The 23,942-nt window shown below is 69.9% G+C and carries 23 protein-coding genes; 16 read left to right on the top strand and 7 right to left on the bottom strand.

All coding sequences use genetic code 11. The features are described from left to right. Positions 1-50: 50 nt before the first annotated feature. From ACGFYV_RS25615 to ACGFYV_RS25605, 3 genes are all read right to left on the bottom strand, one after another. Positions 51-1,031 (bottom strand): ABC transporter permease, encoded by a 981-nt coding sequence (locus ACGFYV_RS25615; RefSeq protein ID WP_393880790.1) that lies wholly within the window; start codon positions 1,029-1,031, stop codon positions 51-53. A gap of 96 nt (positions 1,032-1,127) precedes the next feature. Beyond that, positions 1,128-2,885 (bottom strand): ABC transporter substrate-binding protein, encoded by a 1,758-nt coding sequence (locus ACGFYV_RS25610; protein WP_393880789.1) that lies wholly within the window; start codon positions 2,883-2,885, stop codon positions 1,128-1,130. 82 nt (positions 2,886-2,967) lie between these two features. Next, positions 2,968-3,996, bottom strand: a complete 1,029-nt coding sequence (locus ACGFYV_RS25605) for an ABC transporter permease (protein WP_393880788.1) — start codon at positions 3,994-3,996, stop codon at positions 2,968-2,970. Positions 3,997-4,495: 499 nt separating this feature from the next. Between ACGFYV_RS25605 and ACGFYV_RS25600 the strand changes: the two genes are divergently transcribed. From ACGFYV_RS25600 to ACGFYV_RS25580, 5 genes are read left to right on the top strand one after another with little or no spacing between them, the layout of a single operon-like run. Further along, positions 4,496-6,196 (top strand): ABC transporter substrate-binding protein, encoded by a 1,701-nt coding sequence (locus ACGFYV_RS25600; RefSeq protein WP_393880787.1) that lies wholly within the window; start codon positions 4,496-4,498, stop codon positions 6,194-6,196. A 6-nt stretch (positions 6,197-6,202) separates the two neighbouring features. Beyond that, positions 6,203-7,123, top strand: coding sequence for an ABC transporter permease (locus ACGFYV_RS25595; protein ID WP_393880786.1), 921 nt, complete (start codon positions 6,203-6,205; stop codon positions 7,121-7,123). Next, positions 7,116-8,105, top strand: coding sequence for an ABC transporter permease (locus tag ACGFYV_RS25590; RefSeq protein ID WP_393880785.1), 990 nt, complete (start codon positions 7,116-7,118; stop codon positions 8,103-8,105). The genes ACGFYV_RS25595 and ACGFYV_RS25590 overlap by 8 nt, the downstream gene beginning before the upstream one ends. A gap of 7 nt (positions 8,106-8,112) precedes the next feature. Beyond that, on the top strand, positions 8,113-9,123 hold the full coding sequence (locus ACGFYV_RS25585) for an ABC transporter ATP-binding protein (RefSeq protein WP_393880784.1): 1,011 nt from the start codon (positions 8,113-8,115) through the stop codon (positions 9,121-9,123). Then, positions 9,116-10,156, top strand: coding sequence for an ABC transporter ATP-binding protein (locus ACGFYV_RS25580; RefSeq protein ID WP_393880783.1), 1,041 nt, complete (start codon positions 9,116-9,118; stop codon positions 10,154-10,156). Before ACGFYV_RS25585 ends, ACGFYV_RS25580 begins: the two co-directional genes overlap by 8 nt. Before the next feature lie 184 nt (positions 10,157-10,340). Here ACGFYV_RS25580 and ACGFYV_RS25575 read toward each other — a convergent pair whose 3' ends face one another. Beyond that, positions 10,341-12,464 (bottom strand): prolyl oligopeptidase family serine peptidase, encoded by a 2,124-nt coding sequence (locus ACGFYV_RS25575; RefSeq protein ID WP_393880782.1) that lies wholly within the window; start codon positions 12,462-12,464, stop codon positions 10,341-10,343. Between the two features lie 199 nt (positions 12,465-12,663). On the opposite strand from ACGFYV_RS25575, the gene ACGFYV_RS25570 reads away from it, so the two are divergent. Continuing rightward, positions 12,664-12,858 carry a hypothetical protein gene (locus ACGFYV_RS25570; RefSeq protein ID WP_393880781.1) on the top strand — a complete coding sequence of 65 codons (195 nt, stop codon included), beginning with the start codon at positions 12,664-12,666 and terminating at the stop codon, positions 12,856-12,858. On the opposite strand, the gene ACGFYV_RS25565 is transcribed toward ACGFYV_RS25570, so the two are convergent. From ACGFYV_RS25565 to ACGFYV_RS25555, 3 genes are read right to left on the bottom strand one after another with little or no spacing between them, the layout of a single operon-like run. Beyond that, positions 12,848-13,045, bottom strand: a complete 198-nt coding sequence (locus tag ACGFYV_RS25565) for a DUF397 domain-containing protein (RefSeq protein ID WP_393880780.1) — start codon at positions 13,043-13,045, stop codon at positions 12,848-12,850. The two genes, ACGFYV_RS25570 and ACGFYV_RS25565, sit on opposite strands and share 11 nt — an antisense overlap. Next, positions 13,042-13,245 carry a DUF397 domain-containing protein gene (locus ACGFYV_RS25560; RefSeq protein ID WP_393880779.1) on the bottom strand — a complete coding sequence of 68 codons (204 nt, stop codon included), beginning with the start codon at positions 13,243-13,245 and terminating at the stop codon, positions 13,042-13,044. Before ACGFYV_RS25560 ends, ACGFYV_RS25565 begins: the two co-directional genes overlap by 4 nt. Next, the gene (locus ACGFYV_RS25555) at positions 13,242-14,096 is read right to left on the bottom strand and encodes a helix-turn-helix domain-containing protein (RefSeq protein ID WP_393880778.1); all 855 of its coding nucleotides are present in this window, start codon (positions 14,094-14,096) and stop codon (positions 13,242-13,244) included. Before ACGFYV_RS25555 ends, ACGFYV_RS25560 begins: the two co-directional genes overlap by 4 nt. A gap of 164 nt (positions 14,097-14,260) precedes the next feature. On the opposite strand from ACGFYV_RS25555, the gene ACGFYV_RS25550 reads away from it, so the two are divergent. The 10 genes from ACGFYV_RS25550 (at position 14,261) to ACGFYV_RS25505 (ending at position 23,803) form a co-directional block, all read left to right on the top strand. After that, positions 14,261-14,689: an ATP-binding protein gene (locus ACGFYV_RS25550; RefSeq protein WP_393880777.1), complete on the top strand. Its 429-nt coding sequence runs from the start codon at positions 14,261-14,263 to the stop codon at positions 14,687-14,689. 261 nt (positions 14,690-14,950) lie between these two features. After that, positions 14,951-15,910, top strand: a complete 960-nt coding sequence (locus ACGFYV_RS25545) for a helix-turn-helix domain-containing protein (protein WP_393880776.1) — start codon at positions 14,951-14,953, stop codon at positions 15,908-15,910. A 67-nt stretch (positions 15,911-15,977) separates the two neighbouring features. Further along, entirely contained in the window at positions 15,978-16,325 is a 348-nt protein-coding gene (locus ACGFYV_RS25540; protein WP_393880775.1) for a hypothetical protein, read from the top strand. After that, positions 16,322-16,579: a hypothetical protein gene (locus tag ACGFYV_RS25535; RefSeq protein WP_393880774.1), complete on the top strand. Its 258-nt coding sequence runs from the start codon at positions 16,322-16,324 to the stop codon at positions 16,577-16,579. Before ACGFYV_RS25540 ends, ACGFYV_RS25535 begins: the two co-directional genes overlap by 4 nt. Before the next feature lie 122 nt (positions 16,580-16,701). Continuing rightward, entirely contained in the window at positions 16,702-17,589 is an 888-nt protein-coding gene (gene mshB / locus ACGFYV_RS25530) for an N-acetyl-1-D-myo-inositol-2-amino-2-deoxy-alpha-D-glucopyranoside deacetylase (protein ID WP_393880773.1), read from the top strand. Beyond that, positions 17,586-18,002: a DUF6113 family protein gene (locus tag ACGFYV_RS25525; RefSeq protein ID WP_393880772.1), complete on the top strand. Its 417-nt coding sequence runs from the start codon at positions 17,586-17,588 to the stop codon at positions 18,000-18,002. Before mshB ends, ACGFYV_RS25525 begins: the two co-directional genes overlap by 4 nt. Before the next feature lie 166 nt (positions 18,003-18,168). After that, on the top strand, positions 18,169-20,622 hold the full coding sequence (locus tag ACGFYV_RS25520; protein WP_393880771.1) for a hypothetical protein: 2,454 nt from the start codon (positions 18,169-18,171) through the stop codon (positions 20,620-20,622). A 246-nt stretch (positions 20,623-20,868) separates the two neighbouring features. Continuing rightward, a complete protein-coding gene (locus ACGFYV_RS25515; protein WP_393880770.1) occupies positions 20,869-21,822 on the top strand; it encodes an ABC transporter ATP-binding protein in 954 nt (317 codons plus the stop codon). Continuing rightward, positions 21,819-22,559 (top strand): ABC transporter permease, encoded by a 741-nt coding sequence (locus tag ACGFYV_RS25510; protein ID WP_393880769.1) that lies wholly within the window; start codon positions 21,819-21,821, stop codon positions 22,557-22,559. The genes ACGFYV_RS25515 and ACGFYV_RS25510 overlap by 4 nt, the downstream gene beginning before the upstream one ends. Positions 22,560-22,564: 5 nt before the next feature. Continuing rightward, on the top strand, positions 22,565-23,803 hold the full coding sequence (locus ACGFYV_RS25505) for a sensor histidine kinase (protein WP_393880819.1): 1,239 nt from the start codon (positions 22,565-22,567) through the stop codon (positions 23,801-23,803). The last annotated feature ends 139 nt before the right edge of the window (positions 23,804-23,942 follow it).

Genomic DNA, 23,942 nt, shown 5'->3' with positions numbered 1-23,942 from the left:
GCGAGGGTCGCCGGGGTGGGGCGGTGGGAAGGAGGACGGCGGGGCGGAGGTCAGGCGAGCCGGATCCGCGGGTCGATGAGGGCGTAGACGGCGTCGACGACGATGTTGAAGACGACGATCGCGCCGGCGGACAGCAGGGTGACGCCGAGCACCATGGGCAGGTCGCTCTGTTCCACGGAGCGCACCGCGAGCTGGCCGACACCCTGGAGGCTGAAGACCTGCTCCGTGATGATCGCGCCGCCGACGAGCGTGGCGAGGTCGATGCCGAAGATGGTGACGATCGGGCCCATCGCGCCGCGCCAGGCGAACCGGAAGAAGACGTTGCTGCGGGACAGGCCCTTGGCCCGTGCCGTGCGGACGTAGTCCTCGCTGAGCGTCTCCACCAGCTGTGAACGCGTCATACGGGTGTAGTTGGCGGTCCAGATCAGGGCCAGCACCAGCCAGGGCAGCAGCAGGCCGGAGGCCCAGGCCATCGGGTCGTCGGTCAGCGGCGTGTACGACGGGTTGTCGAGGATGCCGAGCTTCGAGACCAGGAAGTACATCGCGATGTAGCCGACGAAGTAGATCTGCATCGAGGAGGCGAGCAGCGAGGCGGAGCTGGCCACCTTGTCCTGCCACTTGCCCTGCTTGACGGCGGCGAGCATGCCGGTGCCGACACCGAAGACGAGGAAGACGGCCGCCGAACCGAAGGCGAGCGAGAGGGTCAGCGGAAGCCGGTCCTGGATCGTGGAGAGGACGGGCTCGCGGTTGGCGAAGGAGTAGCCGAGGCACGGCGCGTCGCAGTGGCCGAAGCCGGCGTAGTCGCGTCCGACGAAGATGCCCTTGACCCAGTACCAGTACTGGACGGGTACCGGATGGTCGATGCCCAGGTTGTGCCGCACCTGCTCCAGGACGGGCTTGGTGCAGTTCTTGCCGCAGGACATGATGGCGGGGTCACGCGGGATGGCGTAGAAGAGCCAGAAGGTGACGGCGCTGATGATCAGGAGGATGACCAGCGCGCCGAGGGTTCGGCGGACAAGGAAGCGGAACATGGGGCGTGACTTTCCGGACGGGGCGCCGTCGCCGGGATAGGGGGGTGGGCCGGAGGGGCGGCCGGGTCGTGGCCGCCCCCGCGGGGTGTCGCGTGCTTACTTCTTGGCGTACAGCTTGCAGAGCGCGATGCAGGTGTTGGCGCTGTCGTAGATCACGTGGCCGACCTTGGAGCCGTGCATCCAGTTGCGGATGGGGTTGTAGTCCGGGACGCAGGCCGCCAGCTGCATGATCTGACGGTCGACCTCGCCCCAGGCCTTGTTGGCCTGCTCCACGTCCGTGATCTTCGACGCGGCGGCGATCGCCTTGTTGACGCTCGTGTCGTTCAGCTGTGCCCAGTTCTGGCCGCCGTCGTGGATCTGGCCGCCTTCCCAGGTCAGGTAGAACTCCGAGTAGCCGCCCGGCCAGTCCGGGCTCCAGCCCGCCGCGAACATGTCGAACTCGTTGTCGAGCTTGCTGATCTGCGTGTAGAAGGTGGACTTGTCCACCTGCTTGTTGACGACCTGGAAGCCCGCGGCCTCCATCGCGTTCTTGATGGCGACGGCCTGCTTCACGGAGTTGTCGCTCTGCTGGTAGGCGATGACCAGCTTCTGGCCGACCTTGCCGGCCTCCTTCAGCAGGGCCTTGGCCTTGACGGGGTCGCCGCCCGGCTTCTGGGTCTTGCCGTACAGGTCGAACGGGTGGTAGCCGGGCGTGACCGGGCTGAAGACCGTGGTCGCGATCTCGCTGGTGGCCTTGCCGCCGCGGATGGTCTGGAGCTGCTGGACGGGCCAGGCGTAGTTGATGGCCTGGCGGACCTTGACGTCCTTGATCCGGGTGGTGTTGATCGGCCAGTAGTAGGTGGCCGTGTCGACCGCGACGAGGACGCGCTGCTTCAGCTTGGCGTCGGGCAGGACCTCGGCGACACGCTCGGGCGCGACCTCGTTGAAGATCGACATCGTGTACTGGTCGTTGCCCTTGTCCGCGATGAAGCGGTCGGTGGACGCCAGGTTCTGGAAGCCGAACTGGAAGACGAACTTGTCCGGGTAGGCGTTGCGGATCGAGTCCGTCTTCGGGTCCCAGTGCTCGTTGCGCACGTAGGTCATCGACTTGCCGATCTGGCGGCTGTCGATCTTGTACGGGCCGCACGACATGGGGCGCTTGTCGTACTTCTCCTTGGTGTCGTGCTTCTTCGGCACGATGGCGTAACCACGCATCGCCAGCGTGAAGTTGAAGTCACCGCGCGGCTCGGTCAGGCGGAAGGTGACGGTCTTGCCCGAGATCTCGATGGAGTCGAGGTGCTTGCCGCCGTAGGGGCCCTTGTAGTTCTTGCCGCCGGCCAGCCAGCCCTTGGTGTAGGTCGGGCCCTCGGTGATGAAGTCGGCGAAGCCGCGCTCGAAGGTGTGGCGGACGTCCTCCACCGTGACGTCGGAGCCGTCCTCCCACTTCAGGCCGTCCTTCAGCGTGAAGGACCAGGTCTTGCCGCCGTCCTTCGTGGTGCCGGCGTCGGTCGCCAGGTCGCCGACGAGGATGGCGCCGCCCTTGTCGTCGATCTTGTAGCCGGTCAGACCGCGCAGGATCGGGACCGTGATGGCGGCCTCGGTCGAGGAGTAGATCTGGGCGGGGTCCAGGTGGTCCATGTCGAACTGGTCGAGCGAGTAGATCGTCCCGCCCTTGACGGCACCCGGGACCTCGGGGGCCGGACCGGCCGAGTCGGCCTTGGTGCCGACCTCGATCTTGGCGGTCTTGGCGCCCTTGACCGAGGGGACCTGGCTCTTGGAGCTGTTGCCGCTTCCGTTGCCGCAGGCGCTCAGCACGGTGGTGGAGGCCGCCGCCACACCGGTGGCGATCAGGAAGTTTCTACGGGAAAAGGACATGCTGAGCCTGCCTAGAGGTCGAACGGAACAGACGGGAGCAGCCGGTCATCGTCGACCCGGCCGAAGTGGGACGTGACGTGGATTACCGCTTGGACTTCGGGTCGAGCGCGTCGCGGACCGAGTCACCGAGCAGGTTGAAGGCGAGGACGAAGATCACCATCGCGAGGCCGGGGAAGAGCAGGAAGGTGATGTCCTGCGTGTAGAACTGGGCACCGCGGGCGATCATGACGCCCCAGTCCGGAGTCGGGTCGATCATGCCGACGCCGAGGAAGGCGAGACCGGCCTCCGTGGTCACCATGGCCGGGAGCAGCAGGGTGGACTGGATGATGATCGGCGTCCACAGGTTGGGCAGCAGTTCCTTGAACACGATGCGCATCGGGGACGCGCCCGTCACCTTCGCGGCCTCGACGAACTCCCGCTCGCGCAGGGCCAGCACCTGGCCGCGCAGCAGACGCGCGATGGTCGCCCAGCCGAAGAAGGTGAGGACCACGATCAGGGCGGTGGCGCGCAGGGAGGTCGGGATGTTGTCGTCGTCGGCGACGAAGAGGCCGTAGGCGACCGGCATGAAGGCGATGAAGAACAGCGTGGACGGGAACGACAGCAGGATGTCGATGACCCGGCCGACGAGGTAGTCGGTCTTGCCGCCCAGGTAGCCCGCGGTGACACCGATCACGACACCGAACACCACCGTGAGGACGGTGACGGCGATGGCGATGCCGAGCGAGTTGCGGATGGAGTACAGCAGGAACGTGAAGACGTCCCGGCCCAGCTGCGGCTCGACGCCGAACCAGAACTGCGAACTCATTCCGCCGTTGGGGCCCGCCGGGTAGGCGAAGGCGTCGAGCAGGCTCGGGTCCTGGCTCGCGTACGTGGTGTACGGGTCCTTGCCATAGAGCTTCGAGATCAGGGGTGCCGCGATCCCGACGACGAAGAAGAAGGCCACGATGCAGGCGGATATGACGCCCGTCCGGTCGCGCTTGAAGCGCGTCCAGGCGAGCCGGCCCGGAGAGCGGCTCTCGCTGCCCTTCGAGTTCACCGGCGCACTCGTCTTCTCAACGGTTTCGTCGGTCACCTCAAGCGGGGCAGCCGCAGATGGAGTTGGGGGGGTCATGGTGCTCCTGGCCCAAGGGAGGGTCTGATGACTCCGCAGGGCGCTCCCCTACGGGCTAGCCGGACTTTTTCAACGCAATTCATTCACGGTCAATAAAATCTGGTGCGCCTTGGTGTGCTCTTTACCTTCTTGACCTTCCTTTGGTTCATTCGTAGCTACGCGGGTAGCGCGCCGTAATCAATCCGTGCTTCACATCGGACCAATGGGATTATTCAGGCGACCCGTTCGATATGCGGACGGCGGAGTGTCGAAATGCGTACATCGAGGCATCGGATTCCAACGTTTCGGCAACGTTGAGCGGGGGTCCATTGCGCACCACGCGCAAGATCGTCGAGGCGTCAAGAGGGGTGCCGGTGTTCGGGTGACGTGTCACCCCAAAGGGTCATCGATCGGGCGGCGATCGGGCGGTCATCGCGTGGCGGTCGGAGGCCCGCATGTGAAATACGCCATATAAGCCGATAGTGACCGGTAATGACGGTGTGATCACGAGGAGGCACGCATGCGTGGAGTCACGCCTGCCCGCACGCCCGCCCGCACGCCCGTACGCACGTACGCCCACGCGCGCGCCCAGTGGGCCGCTCGCACGCCCGCCCTATGGGCCGCCGGCACGCTGGCGGTGGCGCTCGCCGCGACCGGTTGCGGAGGCAACGGGGCGGGCGGCGGCGGGGGCGGGACCTCGGTGCTCAGCGCCTCCTGGGGCGACCCGCAGAACCCGCTGGAGCCGGCCAACACCAACGAGGTCCAGGGCGGCAAGGTCCTCGACATGGTCTTCCGGGGACTGAAGAAGTACGACCCCCAGACCGGCAAGGCCACGAACATGCTCGCCCAGAGCATCGACACGCCCGACTCGCAGAACTTCACGGTCAAGGTCAAGAGCGGCTGGACCTTCTCCAACGGCGAGAAGGTGACCGCCCGCTCCTTCGTGGACGCCTGGAACTACGGGGCGAGCCTGAAGAACAACCAGAAGAACGCGTACTTCTTCGGGTACATCCAGGGCTACGACAAGGTCCACCCCGACAGCGGCACCCAGAGCGCCACCACTCTGTCCGGCCTGAAGGTCGTCGACGACCACACCTTCACCGTCAGGCTCAACCAGAAGTTCTCCAGCTTCCCGGACACCCTCGGCTACGCCGCCTTCGCCCCGCTGCCCCGGGCCTTCTTCACCGGCCACGCGGCCTGGCTGAAGAAGCCGGTCGGCAACGGGCCCTACACGATCGAGTCGTACACCAAGGGCTCCCAGATGGCCCTGAAGAAGTGGGACGCCTACCCCGGCACCGACAAGGCGCGCAACGGCGGCGTCACGCTCCGCGTCTACACGGACAGCAACACCGCCTACACCGACCTGCTGGCCGGCAACCTCGACCTCGCCGACGACATCCCCGCCGCCCAGCTGAAGAACGTCAAGGGCGACCTCGGCAGCCGCTACATCAACACCCCGGCCGGCATCATCCAGACCCTCGCCTTCCCGTACTACGACGCGCGGTGGAACCAGCCGGGCTCGCAGAAGGTCCGCACCGGTCTGTCCATGGCGATCAACCGCAAGCAGATCACCGACACGATCTTCCAGCAGACCCGCACCCCGGCCACCGACTGGACCTCACCGGTGCTCGGCCCCGGCGGCGGCTTCCAGGGCGGCCTGTGCGGCACCGCCTGCGACTACAACCCCACCGAGGCCAAGCGGCTGATCAAGGAGGGCGGCGGGCTCCCCGGCGGCCAGGTCAAGATCACGTACAACGCGGACACGGGCTCCCACAAGCAGTGGATCGACGCCGTGTGCAACTCCGTGAACAACGCGCTCGGCAACGACAAGGCCTGCGTCGGCAACCCGGTCGGCACCTTCGCGGACTTCCGCAACCAGATCGGGCAGCACAAGATGAGCGGCCCGTTCCGCGCCGGCTGGCAGATGGACTACCCGCTGATCCAGAACTTCCTGCAGCCGCTCTACTACACGAACGCCTCCTCCAACGACGGCAAGTGGTCCAACAAGGACTTCGACAGGCTCGTCGACCAGGCCAACGCCGAGACGGACCGCGCCAAGTCCGTCGCCGGCTTCCAGAAGGCCGAGGGAGTCGTACGGGACAACATGGCGGCCATCCCGCTCTGGTACCAGAACGGCAGCGCGGGCTACTCCGACCGGTTGTCCGACGTGCGGCTCAACCCGTTCAGCGTCCCCGTGTACAACGAGATCAAGGTCAGCTGACCCGCCATGGGGCGCTACGTCGTCCGGCGGCTGATCCAGATGATCCCGGTGTTCTTCGGGGCCACCCTGCTGATCTTCCTCATGGTGAACGTGATGGGCGACCCCGTCGCGGGCCTGTGCGGGGAGCGGGCGTGCGACCCGGCGACGGCCGCCCAGCTGAGGCGCGAGTTCGGCTTGGACAAGCCGCTGTGGCAGCAGTACGCCACCTACATGGGGAACGTCTTCACCGGCGACTTCGGTACGGCGTTCAACGGGCAGAAGGTCACCGAGCTGATGGCCGCCGCGTTCCCCGTCACCATCCGGCTGACGATCGTGGCGATCCTCTTCGAGATCGTCGTCGGGATCACCCTCGGCGTGATCACCGGCCTGCGGCGCGGCACGCCCGTCGACACGGGCGTCCTGCTGCTCACCCTCGTCGTGATCTCCGTACCGACGTTCGTCACCGGTCTGCTGCTCCAACTGCTGCTCGGGATCAAGTGGAACTGGATCAGCCCGTCCGTGCGCTACGGCACCTTCGACGAGCTGATCGTGCCCGGACTGGTCCTCGCGTCCGTCTCGCTCGCCTACGTCACCCGGCTCACGCGGACGTCCATCGCGGAGAACAAGCGGTCCGACTACGTCCGTACGGCCGTCGCCAAGGGCCTGCCCCGGCGCCGGGTCGTCGTCCGGCACCTGCTGCGCAACTCGCTGATCCCGGTGGTCACCTTCATCGGCACGGACATCGGGGCGCTGATGGGCGGCGCGATCGTCACCGAGCGGATCTTCAACATCCACGGCGTCGGCTACCAGCTCTACCAGGGCATCCTGCGGCAGAACACCCAGACCGTCGTCGGCTTCGTGACCGTGCTCGTGCTGGTCTTCCTGGTCGCCAACCTGCTCGTGGACCTGCTGTACGCCGTACTCGACCCCAGGATCCGGTATGCCTGAACAGCCCTACGAGTCCTACGAGTCCGACGGCGCCATCGCCGGCACCGGCATGGGCGGCGCGATGGACCTCGCGGCGAGCGAGGCGAGCACCCTGGAGAGGACCCCGGGCGGTCCGCGGGGCACCGGACCCCAGGCCAAACCGCGCTCGCTGTGGTCCGACGCGTGGCGGGACCTGCGGCGCAACCCCGTCTTCCTCGCCTCCGCGCTGGTGATCCTCTTCCTGCTCCTCATCGCCGTGTGGCCCTCGTCGATCACCTCCGGCAGCCCCCTCACGTGCGACCTCGCCAAGTCCCAGGAGGGGTCCCAGCCGGGCCATCCGTTCGGGTTCGACGGGCAGGGCTGCGACGTCTACACACGGACCGTGTACGGCGCCCGCGCGTCCGTCACGGTGGGTGTGTGCGCCACCCTCGGGGTCGCGGTCCTCGGGTCGGTGCTCGGCGGTCTGGCGGGCTTCTTCGGGGGCGTCTGGGACTCGGTCCTGTCCCGGATCACCGACATCTTCTTCGCCATCCCCGTCGTCCTCGGCGGTCTCGTCCTCCTCTCCGTCGTGACGAGCAACACGGTCTGGCCGGTCATCGGATTCATGGTGCTGCTCGGCTGGCCGCAGATCTCCCGCATCGCCCGCGGCGCGGTCATCACCGCCAAGCAGAACGACTACGTCCAGGCCGCCCGCGCCCTCGGCGCCTCCAACTCCCGCATCCTGCTACGGCACATCGCCCCCAACGCCGTGGCCCCCGTGATCGTCGTGGCGACCATCGCGCTCGGCACCTACATCGCGCTGGAGGCGACCTTGTCCTACCTCGGCGTCGGCCTGAAACCGCCCAGCGTCTCCTGGGGCATCGACATCTCCGCCGCCTCCCCCTACATCCGCAACGCCCCCCACGCCCTCCTGTGGCCCTCCGGCGCCCTCGCCCTCACCGTCCTGGCCTTCATCATGCTCGGCGACGCGGTGCGCGACGCCCTCGATCCGAAACTGAGGTGAGGGTGCGATGTTGCTCGAAGTACGTGACCTGCACGTGGAGTTCCGGACGCGGGACGGGATCGCGAAGGCGGTCAACGGGGTGTCGTACGGCGTCGACGAGGGGGAGACGCTGGCGGTGCTCGGGGAGTCGGGGTCGGGGAAGTCGGTGACCGCGCAGGCGGTGATGGGGATCCTCGACATGCCGCCGGGGCGGATCACGGGTGGGGAGATCCTGTTCCAGGGGCGGGACCTGCTGGCGATGAAGGAGGAGGAGCGGCGGAGGATCCGGGGCGCAGGGATGGCGATGATCTTCCAGGACGCCCTGTCCGCGCTCAACCCCGTGATGTCGGTCGGCGACCAGCTCGGCGAGATGTTCGTCGTGCACCGGGGGATGTCGAGGAAGGACGCGCGGGTCCGGGCGGTCGAGCTGATGGACCGGGTGCGGATCCCGGGTGCCGGGCAGAGGGTGCGCGACTACCCCCACCAGTTCTCCGGCGGCATGCGCCAGCGCATCATGATCGCGATGGCGCTCTCGCTGGAGCCGGACCTCATCATCGCCGACGAGCCCACCACCGCCCTCGACGTCACGGTCCAAGCCCAAGTCATGGACCTGCTCGCGGAGTTGCAGCGCGAGTTCCACATGGGGCTCATCCTCATCACCCACGACCTCGGCGTCGTCGCGGACGTCGCCGACCGGATCGCGGTGATGTACGCGGGCCGGATCGTCGAGTCCGCGCCCGTGCACGACATCTACAAGGCGCCCGCGCACCCGTACACGCGCGGCCTGCTCGACTCCATCCCGCGCCTGGACCAGAAGGGACACGAGCTGTACGCCATCAAGGGCCTGCCGCCGAACCTCATGGACATCCCGCCCGGCTGCGCCTTCCATCCGCGCTGCCCGATGGCCCAGGACGTGTGCCGCACGGAGGTGCCCCCGCTGTACGAGGTGTCCGGGGTGTCGGAGGCGTCGGGCGTGTCGGGGGCGTCCCAGGAGCGGGGCAGTGCCTGCCACTTCTGGCGGGAGTGCCTCCGTGGCTGAGCCGATCCTGGAGGTCAGCGGCCTCGTCAAGCACTACCCGCTCACCCAGGGCATCCTGTTCAAGAAGCAGGTGGGCGCGGTGAAGGCGGTCGACGGCGTCGACTTCACCCTCGCCAAGGGGGAGACCCTGGGCATCGTCGGCGAGTCGGGGTGCGGCAAGTCGACGGTGGCGCGGCTGCTGTGCAGTCTGGAACGCCCGACGGCCGGCTCGATCACGTTCAAGGGCGAGGAGCTGACCCGGCTGTCGGGCCGCGCCCTGAAGGCCGTGCGCCGCAACATCCAGATGGTCTTCCAGGACCCGTACACCTCCCTCAACCCCCGTATGACCGTGGGCGACATCATCGGGGAGCCGTACGACATCCACCCCGAGGTGGCCCCGAAGGGCGACCGGCGCCGCCGGGTCCAGGAGCTGCTGGACGTGGTCGGCCTCAACCCGGAGTACATCAACCGCTACCCCCACCAGTTCTCCGGCGGCCAGCGCCAGCGCATCGGCATCGCGCGGGGGCTGGCGCTGCGCCCCGAGATCATCGTCGCGGACGAGCCGGTCTCCGCCCTGGACGTGTCGGTGCAGGCCCAGGTGATCAACCTGCTGGACCGGCTCCAGGCGGAGTTCGAGCTGTCGTACGTCTTCATCGCGCACGACCTGTCCATCGTCCGGCACATCTCGGACCGGGTCGGGGTCATGTACCTCGGCCGGATCGTGGAGACCGGCACGGACGAGGAGATCTACGAGCACCCCACGCACCCTTATACCCAGGCCCTGTTGTCGGCCGTCCCGGTGCCCGACCCCGACGCCCGGGAGCACCGCGAGCGGATCATCCTCACCGGCGACGTGCCGTCCCCGACCCACATCCCGTCCGGCTGCCGTTTCCGTACCCGCTGCTGGAAGGCCCAGGAGGAGTGCGCCGTGCGGATCCCGCCGCTGGCAGTCCCGGCGGACCTCGTGCGCTCCGGTCCGGCGGCGCACGACTCGGCCTGTCTGTTCGCGGAGGAGAAACAGGTCGTCGACGGGCGGGAAGGCGGGCCGGGATGACGGACTCGGACGACGGGCTGGGATGACGGCGACGGGCCGGGATGGCGTGGCATCCCGGCCCGTACAACGGCACCCGCACGGCCGTACGACATTCAGGCTCGCGTGTCCGTATATCGTGACCGCTTCCGTGAAGTTGCCTGTGCGTTAACGCACTTCACAGCGGTTGGCCGTGTGCCGGACGAGGTCAGCCGCGCTGTCCCAGCGAACGCCGAAGGAAGTCCAGCTGGAGGCGCAGCAGGTTCTCGGCGACCTCCTCCTGCGGGGTCATGTGGGTCACCCCGGACAGCGGCAGCACCTCGTGCGGGCGGCCGGCGGCCAGCAGGGCCGAGGACAGCCGCAGGGAGTGGGCGACGACGACGTTGTCGTCCGCGAGGCCGTGAATGATCATCATCGGCCGGTGCTGTTCGGCCGGGTCGACCAGACCGGCGTCGTCGATCACCGAGTTGCGCCGGTAGACCTCCGGCTGTTCGTCCAGGAGTCCCGAGTAGCGCTCCTCATAGTGGGTGTCATAGAGGCGCAAGTCGGTGACCGGGGCGCCGACCACGGCCGCGTGGAAGACGTCCGGGCGGCGCAGCACCGCGAGCGCCGCCAGATAGCCGCCGAAGGACCAGCCCCGCACGGCGACCCGGTCCAGGTCCAACGGGAACCGCTCGGCGAGGGCGTGCAGCGCGTCCACCTGGTCCTGGACGACGATGTCCGCCTTGTCGTCCCGGATCGACTTCTCCCACTCGGGGGAGCGGCCCGGGGTGCCCCGGCCGTCGGCGACGATCACCGCGAAGCCCTGGTCGGCGAACCACTGGGAGGTGAGGTGGGCGTTGTGCGCGGCGACCACCCGCTGGCCGTGCGGACCGCCGTAGGGGTCCAGCAAAACCGGCAGGGGAGTGTCGCCGTGGTAGTCCTGTGGCATAAGCACGGCGCACGGAATTCGGCGTGCGCCCCCCTCGGTGAGGGTCACCCGTGGGGACATACCGGGATGTTCGGCGTACGACGTGACAGTCGCCGTCCGTTTCCCGTCACGCAGCACCTGGACATGCGCTCCCGGGCTGTCCAGCGTCGCGGACACCAGCACGGTCACGTTCCCGGACCGCACCGCCGCGTGCACGCCGCGCTCCTGCGACACGCGCTCCAGGCCGAGTTCGTTGACCCGGTAGACATGGATCTCGCCCGTCTCCGGTGCCTCGGCCGCCTCTCCGGCCGAGGCCGTGACCAGTACGTCGTCCGCCGACACGTCCAGCACGGAGCGGATGTGCAACTGGGGTCCGGTCAACGGGCGTTCACCCACCGCCAGTACGCGTGCGCCGCCCTCGTCGGCGACCCGGACGAGCTGACCGGACGGGCTCCAGCACGGTACTCCGGGGAAAAGTTCCAGCCATGTTGGATCTTCGTCGGCGTGCACCATCCGGGTCGTCCCGGTGTCCGGGTCCACGGCCAGGAACAGCTGGCTGCGCTGGTCCCGGGCCTGTACGAGCAACAGCGGCGCACCCGCCGCTGACCAGTGCACACGTGCCAGATACGGATAGCGCGTCCGGTCCCACAGGACCTCCGTGCGCGTCCCGTCGAGGCCCGCCACGAACAGCCGGACGTCCGCGTTGGGTGTCCCCACCGCCGGGTACGCCACGTGGTGTGGCTCACGCTCGGGGCGGGCCGGGTCGGAGATCCACCACCGCTGCACCGGCGTGTCGTCCACCCGCGCCACCAGCAGCCGGTCCGAGTCCGGGGACCACCAGAACCCCCGCGAACGCCCCATCTCCTCGGCGGCGACGAACTCCGCGAGACCGTAGCCGACCTGCTCCTCCTCCGGCTCCAGCAGCGCCCGGTCGCCCTCGCCCTCCGCGCCCACGACCCGCAGCGCGCCCTGGGCGACGTACGCGATGTGCCGTCCGTCCGGCGCGGGACGCGGGTCGATCACCGGTCCCGGGACCCGGAGTTCACGTGCCGTCCCCGCCCGCAGCTCGGCCGTGAAAAGCCGCCCTGACAAGGCGAAAGAAGCCAACTCCACGGCCGTGTCGGTGGCGTAGCCGACGATACCGGCGCCCCCTTCCCGGCTGCGCTCCCGGCGCGCCCGCTCCTCGGCGGACAACTGCTCGGAGGCACCGTGGAGGAGGGCGCCGGGGTCGGCCGCGAGACGCTCCGCTCCGTCCTGCGGGTCCAGGATCCAGAGGGAGTTGGCCCGGTCGGTACCGGAACCCGAGCGGAGAAACGCGACGCGCGAACCGTCCGGCGCGATGGTGAACGCACGCGGCGCGCCGAGCGTGAACCGCTGGGTCCGGGCGTGCCGGCGGGGGAAGGAGTCAGCCTCGGTCGTCATACCCTGACCATATTGGCCATGCGCCCCCTTGTGCGGCCGTGCGCCGAGCTGTGCGCGAGCACGGATAGTTATGATCACTACCGCTGAGTGGGTATGAACCTGCCGGCACGCGCGTAAGTCCGCTGTACTGGGTAGTGAAGTCACATCCCCCATAGCCCGAAACCCCCCGCATCCCTGGGACCTTTGGAGGTGAGCCGCCGTGGCACTCTCGATTTCGGCGGTGGTGCTGCTGGCGATCATCGTCTTCTTGTTGATCAAGAAGTCAGGGTTGAAGGGCGGTCATGCGGTCATCTGCATGCTGCTCGGCTTCTACCTCGCCTCCTCCACCATCGCACCCACGATCAGTGAGTTGACGACGAACGTGGCGAGCATGATCGGCAGCATCAAGTTCTGACCACACCGCCCACGAACTCCGCCCACGGCTCCGCCGAGATCGCGAGCCGTGGGCTTTCGGTGTGCTTGGAGTCGCGGACGTGGATGACGCCGGGGGCGGTGGCTACCTCGACACAGGAGTCACCCTCCGGGCCGTCGCTGTAGCTGCTCTTGAACCATGCGAGTTCGGGGCTGTCTCCGGCGTTCACGGGCGAACCCCTTCCACGAAGTTTGCCCAGGACTCGGGTGTGACCGTGAGTTTGGGGCCGTTGGTGTGCTTGGAGTCGCGGATGTGGATGGTGCCGGGGGTGGTGGCTATCTCGACGCAGGATTCACCGTTGGTGCCGCTGCTGTAGCTGCTCTTGAACCACGCGAGTTCAGAGGAGGCTCCGGAGGGCTTGCGGGTCATGTCTCTCCCAGTAGCTTCTCGATGAAAGTCAGCGACTCCCGCGGGGGGAGGGCGTGTGCCCGGATGGTCCCATATTGCAACTCCAGGATGCGGAGCTGTTTTGGGTCGGAGACGGGCCGGCCGTTGAACAGGCCGTCGGCTCGCCCCACTGCGGTGCCGTCCGGGAACTTGAGTAGTTCGATCTTGCCATCCACCCCTGGGTGGGCATCAGTGTTGATGGGCATGACTTGAAGCCTGACGTTCCACAACTGGCCAGCCTGGAGCAGGCGTTCGAGCTGTTGTCGCCATACCAGTGTGCCCCCGACAGGGCGACGGAGTGGTGCCTCTTCCAGTACGAAATGCAGACTCGGGGCCGGGTCCCTTTCGAAGACGGAGTGCCGAACCAGGCGAGCGGCCACCATGCGTTCCACATCGTCCGGCGAGTACGGCGGCTGCGCTGCCTCGATGAGGGCGCGGGCATGATCCGGCGTCTGTAACAGGCCGTGGATGCTGTTGCACTCGTACACCCCGATCTCGACCGCCTGCGCCTCCATCTGCGCCAGAGCCCGCACCCTCTTCGGGTACCGGACCTTGGCCACATCCTCCTTCATGGCAGACACCAACCCCCCGGCGTTCAACACCTCGTCCGCCCTGTCCAGATACTCGGGGCGCGGGATCCGCTTGCCGCTCTCGATCTTGTAGACGAGGTCCTCCCCGTAGCCCACGGCCACCGCGAACTCGGCGACGCGCATGCCCGCCGCCTCGCGGCGCAGCCGCAACTGCCGTCCTACTGTGGCGATCACGGCCACGCCCCAGTCGTCGTCCGGGTCGACCTCCCAGCCCGGCTCGTCACTCTCGCACTCCACCGACATCCCGCACCCCTCCGTCGTAGCAGCCGTCACTCTTCGTACCGTCGGGCCGTACCCGTACGACCGCCACCGACAGCCCGGACACCACCGGACAAGCCCTGGACAGTGACCGTACGCAACAACTCGATCACTCCTCACGGTAGGGCCGCTCGGCCACGCTGAGTGACGTGAATCAGGAAATCGCCGACACGGCGGCCCAACTCGGCAGCGGTGTCCACAACTTCACCGCACTGCTGTCCTCCACGGCGCGCGGGGCCCGGCTGGCCCGGCTGCTCGCCGCAGACAAGCTCGCGGCCTGGGGGCTGCCGTGCGAGGCGGCGACCCAGGTCGTTGCCGAGCTGGCGGCCAACGCGGCCACGCATGGACGCCTGCCCGGCCGGAGCTTCCGCCTGACGCTGTACGTCGTCGGGGACTGCCTACGGATCGAGGTGACCGACACCCGTGGTGACCGGCTGCCCCAGATGCGCATGGCGTCGGAGGAGGACGCGGAGTCCGGCCGGGGGCTGTTCCTCGTGGAGGCGTTCGCCGAGCGGTGGGGTGTCGCCGAGGGACGGTTCCCGCGCAAGACCGTGTGGGCCGAACTGCGGCTCACCTAGCCGGAACCCGACACCCCGTGCGCCGGTGACAGGGGCGGTCTATTCCAAGGACCACGACGGTGAAAAGGACCTGGCCAAGCCCCACCCCTCCGCCCGTTACGTACGCTCACTCGGGCGGGTGAACATCGCCGACTCGGCTGGATTCGCGGCCCCTTGCCTGCCCTACGCTCGGCGCAACACAACCGCAGACATGTGACGGCCCCCGCCGGGACGGCAATCCCAGTGCGAGGGCCTGACCACCGAGGAAGTAGGGCCTTCCCGATGGACACGCAGCACCCTAGCGCGCCCCCGCGCGCGCAGTCCCGGCTTGCCGCGGACAACCACACGAACCGGCGGCCCCACACGGGCGGCGGGCTCATCCACGAGAACACCCGCCACACCGTCCGCTTCACGGTGATCGGCAACCACCTCACCCAGCATCCGGACCTGTCCCTGCTCGCGATCGGGCTGGGCTGTCACATCCAGTCGTTGCCCAGGGGTGCCCGCGTCGACATCAAGTCCCTCACCGCCCGTTTCCAGGAGGGCGCGACCAGGATCGCCGCCGCGCTGCGCGAACTGGAGGCCCACGGGTACCTGCGCCGTGAACGCGAACGCGTCCCCGGCGGCCGTATCGTCACCCGCACCGTCTCCTGTAATCAGCCGGGCACCCGCCTCCCGACCGGCCACACCCCCGCCCGCCCGACGCGCCCAGCACCAGAAGCCGGACCAGCAACAGGACTAGGGCCAGGGCCAGGACCGGGAGCACGGCCAGAGCCGGGAACAGGGCCGAGCGCCGCCGCCCCGGCCCCGCGCCGAGCGGCCCGCAAGAAGTCACTCGCCCCGGTGCCGCAACCCGCCTGTACCGCCCCCACCCTCCTCCAGCAGGCCACGGACCTCCTCGCCGGCCTCCGCCGCCACGACCCCCGCCTCCTCCTCTCCGCCTGCGACACCGCCCACCTCGCCCCCGGTGTCGCGGCCTGGCTGGAGCGCGACGTGAGCCCCACGGCCGTACGCCACGCGCTGACCGCACACCTGCCGGACGAGCCGCTGTGCCGTCCGGCCGCCTTCCTGGCGCACCGGCTCACCGCCCAGCTGCCCCCGCCACCCCCGTTCCGGGCACAGGCGTCACCGCCACCAGCCACCCGCCACCCCCTCCGCAACTGCGACGGCTGCGACCGCGCCTTCCGCTCCCCGACCCCAGGACGCTGCCATGACTGCCGCACTCCCAGCGCCGCTGTCTGAGCCCTTTGTGCCCCGTCTGCTGCCCATGGGCCGGATACTCTGGCCAGGGCACTCCCTGGAGGACACGATGAGTACTCAGGCCGACCACGGGCACGAGCTGGTCCCTCGTCCGGAGCTGACCCCTGACGCCTTGCGTGCCGCCCTTGCCGTCGTCGCTCCAGGCCGCCTGGACGAGATGCAGGCCAAGAAGGACGAGGCCTTCGCCAAGGCTGTCGAGTGGCAGTCGCTCAGCCCTGTACAGAGCTGGGTGCTGATCTGGGCCAGGGACATCGAGATCGCCCGCCGCCCCGACCTGTCCAGTCGCTATACCCGGGCGCAGAAGGATCTGGAAGACGAAGATCCCGTTGTCGCGCGAGAAGCCCTCCGCGAGCTGAGCGCGGTTCTCGACGAGGCGATGAAGGCCGTTCGCGAGTGAGCTGGAAATGGGAGTACGCCTTCGGCGCCGAAGAGGCCGCGCGAACCGCTCCTGCGGATTTCCTGACGGCCGTGGAATGCAAGGCCGACGAGCTGGTCAGAGCGGCGGAAGCCGTCCACATCCACGGTCGGGCCCATGCGGGGATCGATCCGAAGGGCGGCGATGTCACCGTCGCCGGTGGCATGTTCACCTACCAGGTTGTCGTGCGCAGCGAGCGCGTCTACGTCGTCCAGATCACCTATCTGGGCTTCTGACGGTCGGCGGTGACCGGAGGGGTGCGATCCGGAAGCTGGAAGGATCACGCGACGGCGCAACAAGATCGCGCCCGACGCCGACCCGATCCGGGCCGCCGGGTGCCGCCTCGTAGGGTGGACCCATGACGGAACTGCCTGCCCGGCGGCTGCTGCTCGTGCACGCGCACCCGGACGACGAGTCGATCAACAACGGCGCGACCATGGCCAGGTACGCGGCCGAGGGTGCCCACGTGACCCTGGTGACCTGCACGCTCGGTGAGCGCGGGGAGGTCATCCCGCCCGAGCTGCGGCATCTGAGCGGTGCCGCGCTGGGCGCGCACCGGCGCGGTGAGCTGGTCGCGGCGCTGGGCGAGCTGGGCGTCACGGACGTACGGCTGCTCGGCGGCGCCGGCCGCCACGGCGATTCCGGGATGATGGGGCTCGCGGACAACGACGACCCGGGCTGCTTCTGGCAGGCCGACGTCGACGCGGCCGCCGGGTCCCTCGCGGACGTGATCCTGGAGATCCGGCCGCAGGTCCTGGTCGCGTATGACGACAACGGCGGATACGGGCACCCGGACCACATCCAGGCCCACCGCGTCGCCATGCGCGCCGTCGAGCTTGCGGCCGAGCGCGGCCACGCGATCGACAAGGTGTACTGGAACCGCCTCCCGCGTTCCGTCGTGGAGGAGGCCTTCGCCCGCCTCCACGACGATCTGCCCGGACTTCCCTTCGACAAGAGCGCCGTGGTGGACGACCTGCCGGGCGTCGTGGACGACACCCGCGTCACCACCGCGATCGACGGCACCGCCCACGCCGCCGCCAAGGCCGCCGCGATGCGCGCCCACGCCACCCAGATCACCGTGGCGGAGCCGTACTTCGCGCTCTCCAACGATCTGGCCCAGCCGCTGTTCACCACCGAGTACTACGAGTTGGTGCGCGGCGAGGCGCGGCCCGCCGGGGACGGCACCGGCGTCGAGACCGACCTGTTCGCCGGTGTGGCCGCAGGCGCCGCGGAGGTGGCGTCATGAGCGACGACGGACGCGGCTCGATGCTCGCCCAGCCGCTGCGACCCCCCTCGATCGGGCGGTTCGCCGCGTACGTGGGCCTGTTCCTGCTCGGCACGATCGTGGCGCTCGCCGGCGCGCTGCTCCAGTCCGCCTGGTTCCCGGGCGGGCTGCTGCTCGGCCTCGCGGGCGCGGCGGGCCTGTTCCTGGGCGGGGCGCACGCGATGGCGAGCCGCGCCGGGGCGGTCGCGCCGGTCCTCGGCTGGGTCGTCGCCGTCCTGCTGCTCACCGCCCCCCGCCCGGAAGGGGACTTCCTGTTCGGCGTGGGCGGCGGCTCGTACCTCTTCCTCCTCGGAGGAATGGTCGTCGCTGTGATCTGTGCCACGGTGGGTGCCGGGACGCCCGCCGGGGGCGGTCCTGTCCGACTTGGCAAGTGACGTACTACTTCGCCGTACGACGTGCGTACGACGCGCGTGCGAGTCCCGTGTGGGTTTCCTCAACGGTCAGGGGATGGGCGCCACAGGCGGCCAGTATGGTGGTGCGCGCCGCCGAGCAGCCCGCTGAGGTCGTAACGGGCGGCGGAGCCAACCGGGAGAACCTGCCTTGAGTCGTGAAACTGACACTCCGTCCTCCGGGCCGAACGGTCACGGGGGTGCCGCATACCCCTCGGGCACGCCGCCGTACGGAACCCCCATGGCTTCCGGCGACGGCATGGGCCGTCCGGCCGCGCAGCCCGAGGAGCGCAAGACCGAGACCACACTGACGACCCGGATCCGGATCAACATCCCCGGATCGCGGCCCATCCCGCCGGTCGTCGTGCGTACACCCGTCGGTGACGGCGACGGCGCCGCGGACGACAAGCCCGCCGCCCCCTCCGCCCCCGCCGAGCCGCGCCCGGCGTCCGCCACCGCGACGCCCGCCGGTACCGCCCCGCAGCAACCCGCCGAGTCCGCCGCCCCGAAGGCCGAGGACAAGCCCGCCAGCGACTGGTTCGCGCCCCGCAAGTCCGGCGCCCCGAAGGGCACTCCGGCCGCCGGCGGCGCGAACGGCCCCGCGACGAGCGGCGGTTCCGCCGCCAAGGGCGGCGCGGGCGGCGTGGGCAATACGGGCGGCGTGGGCAATACGGGTGGCGCAGGCGGCGCAGGCGGCGCAGGCGGCCAGGGTGGTGCGGACGCACCCGGTGCCACCGGCGCACGCTCCGGCGGCCGTCCCGGTGGCGTCGTCGGCTCCATGAGCCGTCCGGGCGCTCCGAAGGGTTCCGGACTGCCCAGCGCCACCGGTGGTCCCGTGGCCCCCGGGCACGGCGGCGGCACCGGCTCCTTCGACGTGACCGAGGCGCTGGCCGCCGGCCCGCTCGGCACCCCCCGCCCCGGCGCGAACGGCGGCGAGCCCAGTCGGGACGACCTGCCGTACTTCTCGGGCACCGGTCAGCACGACCTCGGCGCACCGGGCGCTTCGGGCACCCCGGGCAACTCGGGCGCTTCAGGTGCGGGCGTCGGCGGGCCCGGCGCCCCCGGCGGTCCTCACGGCCCCAGCGGCCCCAGCGGCTTCAGCGGGCCGAACGGCCCCGGCGGACCCAGCGGCCCGCAGGGCCCCGCGGGCACGACCGGCGGCCCGGTCACCGGCGACAGCCTCCTCACCCCGCAGGCAGGCGGCCTCACCCCGCAGGCCGGCGGCCCCGGCGCCCTGGGCGACATCGGCCTGGGCGGCGGCGAGCCCTTCGGTACGAACGGCCACGGAGGTACGCCCCGCAGCGCCCTCTCCGACCTCGACGTCCCCACCGGACCGGCAGGCCCGGCAGGCCCGGCCGGACCGGCAGGTCAGGCGGGCCCGGGTGCGGCCCCCGGCACGGGTTCGCTCCCCGGTGGCGGCCTCAGCGACGACACCGCGATCCTCACCCCGCAGAAGCCGGCCCCCGAACCGGGCCTGCCCGGCTACCCGGCCCCGGACAACGTCTCCGGCCACACCGTCACCAGCGGCATGCCGGTCGTCCCGTCCGCCGGAAACGGCCCGTTCGGCCCCGGCCCGCACCCCGACGGCACGGCCCCGCAGCCGACCGTGCCCAAGCCCGAGGGCGCCGCGCAGCCCAAGGCCAAGGGCAAGGCGAAGAAGAAGGGCCGCAGCAAGCTCGTGCTGCTCGTCGTCGGCGTGGTCGTCGTCCTGGGCGGTGCCTACGGCGCCGGTCTGCTGATGAACCACACCGACGTGCCCAAGGGCACCACCGTGCTCGGCACGGACATCGGCGGCGGCACCCGCGACGACGCCGTCAAGAAGCTCGACGAGGCCTTCGGCAGCCGGGTCAACAAGCCGCTGAAGCTGTCCGTGGGCGGCAGGACGGTCTCCCTCGCCCCGGACAACGCGGGCCTGCAGTTCGACTTCCAGGCCACGGTGGGCACGGCCGCGACGAGCGACTACAACCCCGTCTCCGTGATCGGCTCCCTCTTCGGCCAGAAGCGGGCGATCGAGCCGGTCATGCCGGTGGACGAGGAGAAGCTCCAGGCCGCGCTCCAGCAGACCGGCGGCGGCTCCGGCTCGGTCACCGAGGGCGGCATCGACTTCGTGTCCGGCAAGGCCGTCGCGGTGTACGGCAAGGCGGGCAAGGCCATCGACGCGGCGCAGGCGACCCGGTCGGTCGAACAGGCGTACCGCACACTGGTGGAGACCGGCGCGGCGAACGCGGTGAGCGTGCCGACGGCCACCAGCCAGCCGACGGTGTCGAACGCCGAGGTCGACCGCGAGATGAAGGCCTTCGGGACGCCGGCGATGTCCGCTCCCGTGACCGTGCAGACGGACGCGGCGCACCAGGTTCTGCTCAGCCCGCAGAAATCGCTGTGGAAGTTCCTCAAGGTCGCGCCCACGCCCGACGGCAAGCTGACCGACAAGCCCGACCTGGCCGCCCTGAAGGGGCTCTACGGGCAGGCCTTCGACGGCGTGGTGATCACCCGGGCGAACGGCAAGAAGACACCCGTCACACCGCAGGACGTCTACGTCGCCCTGCGCCAGGCACTGGTGAGCAAGACCAACCGGGTCGCGGTCATCGCCACGAACCCGAACTAGCGGCAACCGGCCACAACGGCAGCAGGCCGTAGCGGCAGCCAGTCGCGGCGGCGGCCGGCCGTAGCGGCAACCGGCCGTAGCGGCGGCGGGCCGTAGCGGCAGCCGGCCGAGGCACGGCCGAAACAGCGGGGGCGTCCACCGGGCGCCCCCGCTGCCGTGTCACCCCCGGCACATGACATCTGTCATCCGGCACCGAGGACCCCCGACACTGCCGGGCCCCCGGCCCCGCCCGGGAGCATGGCTGTCATGACAACGACAGCGGCACCTCCCGCCACCACCCCGGTGGTCGGGTTCGACCAGGTGACCAAGACGTACGGCACCGTGCGGGCCGTGGACGGCCTCTCGCTCGCGCTGTACCCGGGCGAGACCGTCGCCCTCCTCGGCCCGAACGGGGCCGGCAAGTCCACCACCCTCGACCTGCTCCTCGGGCTCAAGCACGCCGACACCGGCACGGTGAACGTGTTCGGCACCAGCCCGCGCGAGGCGATCGTCGCCGGGCGGGTCGGGGCCATGCTGCAGAGCGGCGGGCTGATGGAGGACGTCACCGTGGCCGAACTGGTCAGGCTGGCCTGCTCGCTGCACCCGAAGCCGTACAAGGCCGCCGACGTGCTCGCCCGCGCCGGAGTCACGCAGATCGCCGACCGCAAGGTCAACAAGCTCTCCGGCGGCCAGGCCCAGCGTGTCCGCTTCGCCCTCGCCACCGCCGGCGACAGCGACCTGATCGTCCTGGACGAGCCGACCACCGGCATGGACGTCTCCGCCCGCCAGGCCTTCTGGGCCACCATGCGCGAGCAGGCGGACCAGGGCCGTACCGTCCTGTTCGCCACCCACTACCTCGAAGAGGCCGACGCCATCGCCGACCGGGTGCTCGTCCTGCACCGCGGCCGGCTCCTCGCCGACGGCACCGCCGCCGAGATCAAGGCCAAGGCGGGCGCCCGCCGCGTCTCCTTCGACCTGGAGGGCGAGATCGACGAGGCCGCCCTGACCGGCCTGCCCTTCCTGACCTCCATCACGGTGTCCAACAGCGGCTCCGCCGCGGGGTCCGGGCAGACCGTCCGCATCCAGTCCTCCGACGCCGACGCGACCGTCCACGCCCTGTACGGCCTCGGTGTCTACCCGCGCAACCTCGAAGTGGCCGGGCTCGGCCTTGAGCAGGCCTTCGTCGCCATCACCGCCGCCGAGGAGGCGAAGCAGTCGTGAACGGCCTCATCAAGCTGGAACTCGCCCGCGCCCTGCGCAACAAGAAATTCCTGTTCTTCTCGGTGCTCTACCCCTCGGTCATCTACCTGATCTTCTCCAGCAGCGCCGGCACGAACGCGAAGGTCGACTCGACCGGCCTGACCGTCGCCACCTACCTGATGGTCTCCATGGCCTCCTTCGGCGCCCTGACCGCCGTCCTCATGGGCAACAGCGAGCGCATCGCCAAGGAGCGCGAGAGCGGCTGGGTACGGCAGCTGCGGCTGACCTCGCTGCCCGGCCGCGGCTACGTCCTCGCCAAGACCGCCAGCGCGGCCGTGGTGAGCCTGCCGTCGATCGTCGTGGTGTTCCTCGTCGCCGCCGCGATCAAGGACGTACGCCTGGACGCCTGGCAGTGGCTCGCCCTCACCGGGGTCATCTGGGCCGGCAGCCTGGTCTTCGCCGCGCTCGGCGTCGCCATCGGCTACAGCGCCACCGGCGACGCGGTCCGCCCGATCACGATGATCGTCTACTTCGGCCTGTCGATCCTCGGCGGCCTGTGGATGCCGTCCACGACCTTCCCGCAGATCCTCCAGGACATCGCGAAGTGGCTGCCCACGCACGCGTACGCTGCCCTGGGGCGGGCCATCGAACAGAGCCAGGCGCCCAGCGCCACCGACGTCGCCGTCCTCGCCGTCTACTTCGTCCTCTTCGCGGGCGGCGCGGCCTGGCTGTACCGGAAGGACACGCTGAAGGCGTGAACGCGATGACGGAAGACCAGCAGGCAGACGACCGGCAGACAGGCGACCGGCGGGCAGCGGCGGTCGACCCCGTGCCCGTGGGCTGGCCGCCCCAGAACCGGCGCGAGCTGCTGGTCAAGGTGCTGTGGATCGGCGTCTGGCTGGTCTTCCTCAACTCGCCCGTCCAGGACCTGATCAACGGCGGTCACAGCACCGCCGCCACCGTCGCCGGCTCGGTCGGACTCACCGCCTTCGTCGGGATCTATCTGACGCTGGTCTTCCGCAACATCGGCCGGCCGTTCTCCCCGCGCGTCGTGCTCACCCTGGGCGGGATCCTCTGCGTCCTGGCCCCCGTCCTCGCCTACACGCTCGGCAGCGCCTGGCTGGGCCTGTTCGTCTACGTGTCGGTCGCCCTCGGGGCCACCCTGCCGCTGCGGGTCGCCTACTGGGCCATCCCGGCCGCCACCGTCGTGATGTACCTGATCGGCCTGCACTCCGACGAGGAGCAGGCGCGGGGCCTGTTCCTGCTGGTCCTGCTCCTCGGCTTCGCGATGACCGGCGTCGGCCAACTCGTGCGTACGACCATCGAGTTGCGCAAGGCGCGGGCCACCGTCGCCCAGCTCGCCGCCAACGAGGAGCGGCTGCGTCTCGCCCGCGACCTGCACGACCTGCTCGGCCACTCCCTCTCCCTGATCACCCTGAAGAGCGAGCTGGCCGGCCGTATGCTGCCCGACCACCCCGACAAGGCGGCCCAGCAGGTCGCCGACATCGAACAGGTCAGCCGGCAGGCCCTGGTCGACGTCCGCGAGGCCGTCACCGGCTACCGGCGCCCGCGCCTCGCGGCCGAACTCGCGGGCGCCCAGGTCGCGCTGACCGCCGCCGGCGTCGTCGCCGAGGTGCCCGCCGAACCGGACCTCACCGGAGTCCCCGAGGGGGCCGAGTCCGCGCTCGCCTGGGCCCTGCGCGAGGCGGTCACCAACGTGGTCAGGCACAGCGGCGCCGACCGGTGCACGGTGGAGGTGCTGCACCGCCAGACCCTGGACGGCCCGGTCCTCGAACTCACCGTCGAGGACAACGGATCCGGCGGTTCTGGCTCCGGATCCGGCTCCGGCTCCGGATCCGGTCCCGGCAACGGTCTGACCGGCCTGTCCGAGCGCCTGGAGAAGGCCGGCGGCACCCTGGAGGCGGGCCGGGCCAAGCGCGGGTTCCGGCTGGTCGCCCGGATGCCCACGGACTCCGGGCCGCACGTGGGATCCGGGGCATGACGAGCACGATCAAGGTCCTCCTCGCCGAGGAGGCGTGAACCCTTAGACACCTGCGCTGTGACCAAGGGATTCCCCAGGAACGTTTGCGCTCCGGGTGCTTCCGAAGGGTTCGCACGCCTACCGGGAACGCACCTGAGCA

Source organism: Streptomyces sp. NPDC048297 (genome assembly GCF_043201585.1).
In the GTDB taxonomy this organism is placed as follows: domain Bacteria; phylum Actinomycetota; class Actinomycetes; order Streptomycetales; family Streptomycetaceae; genus Streptomyces.
This window is presented reverse-complemented; position numbering and strand designations above follow the sequence as displayed.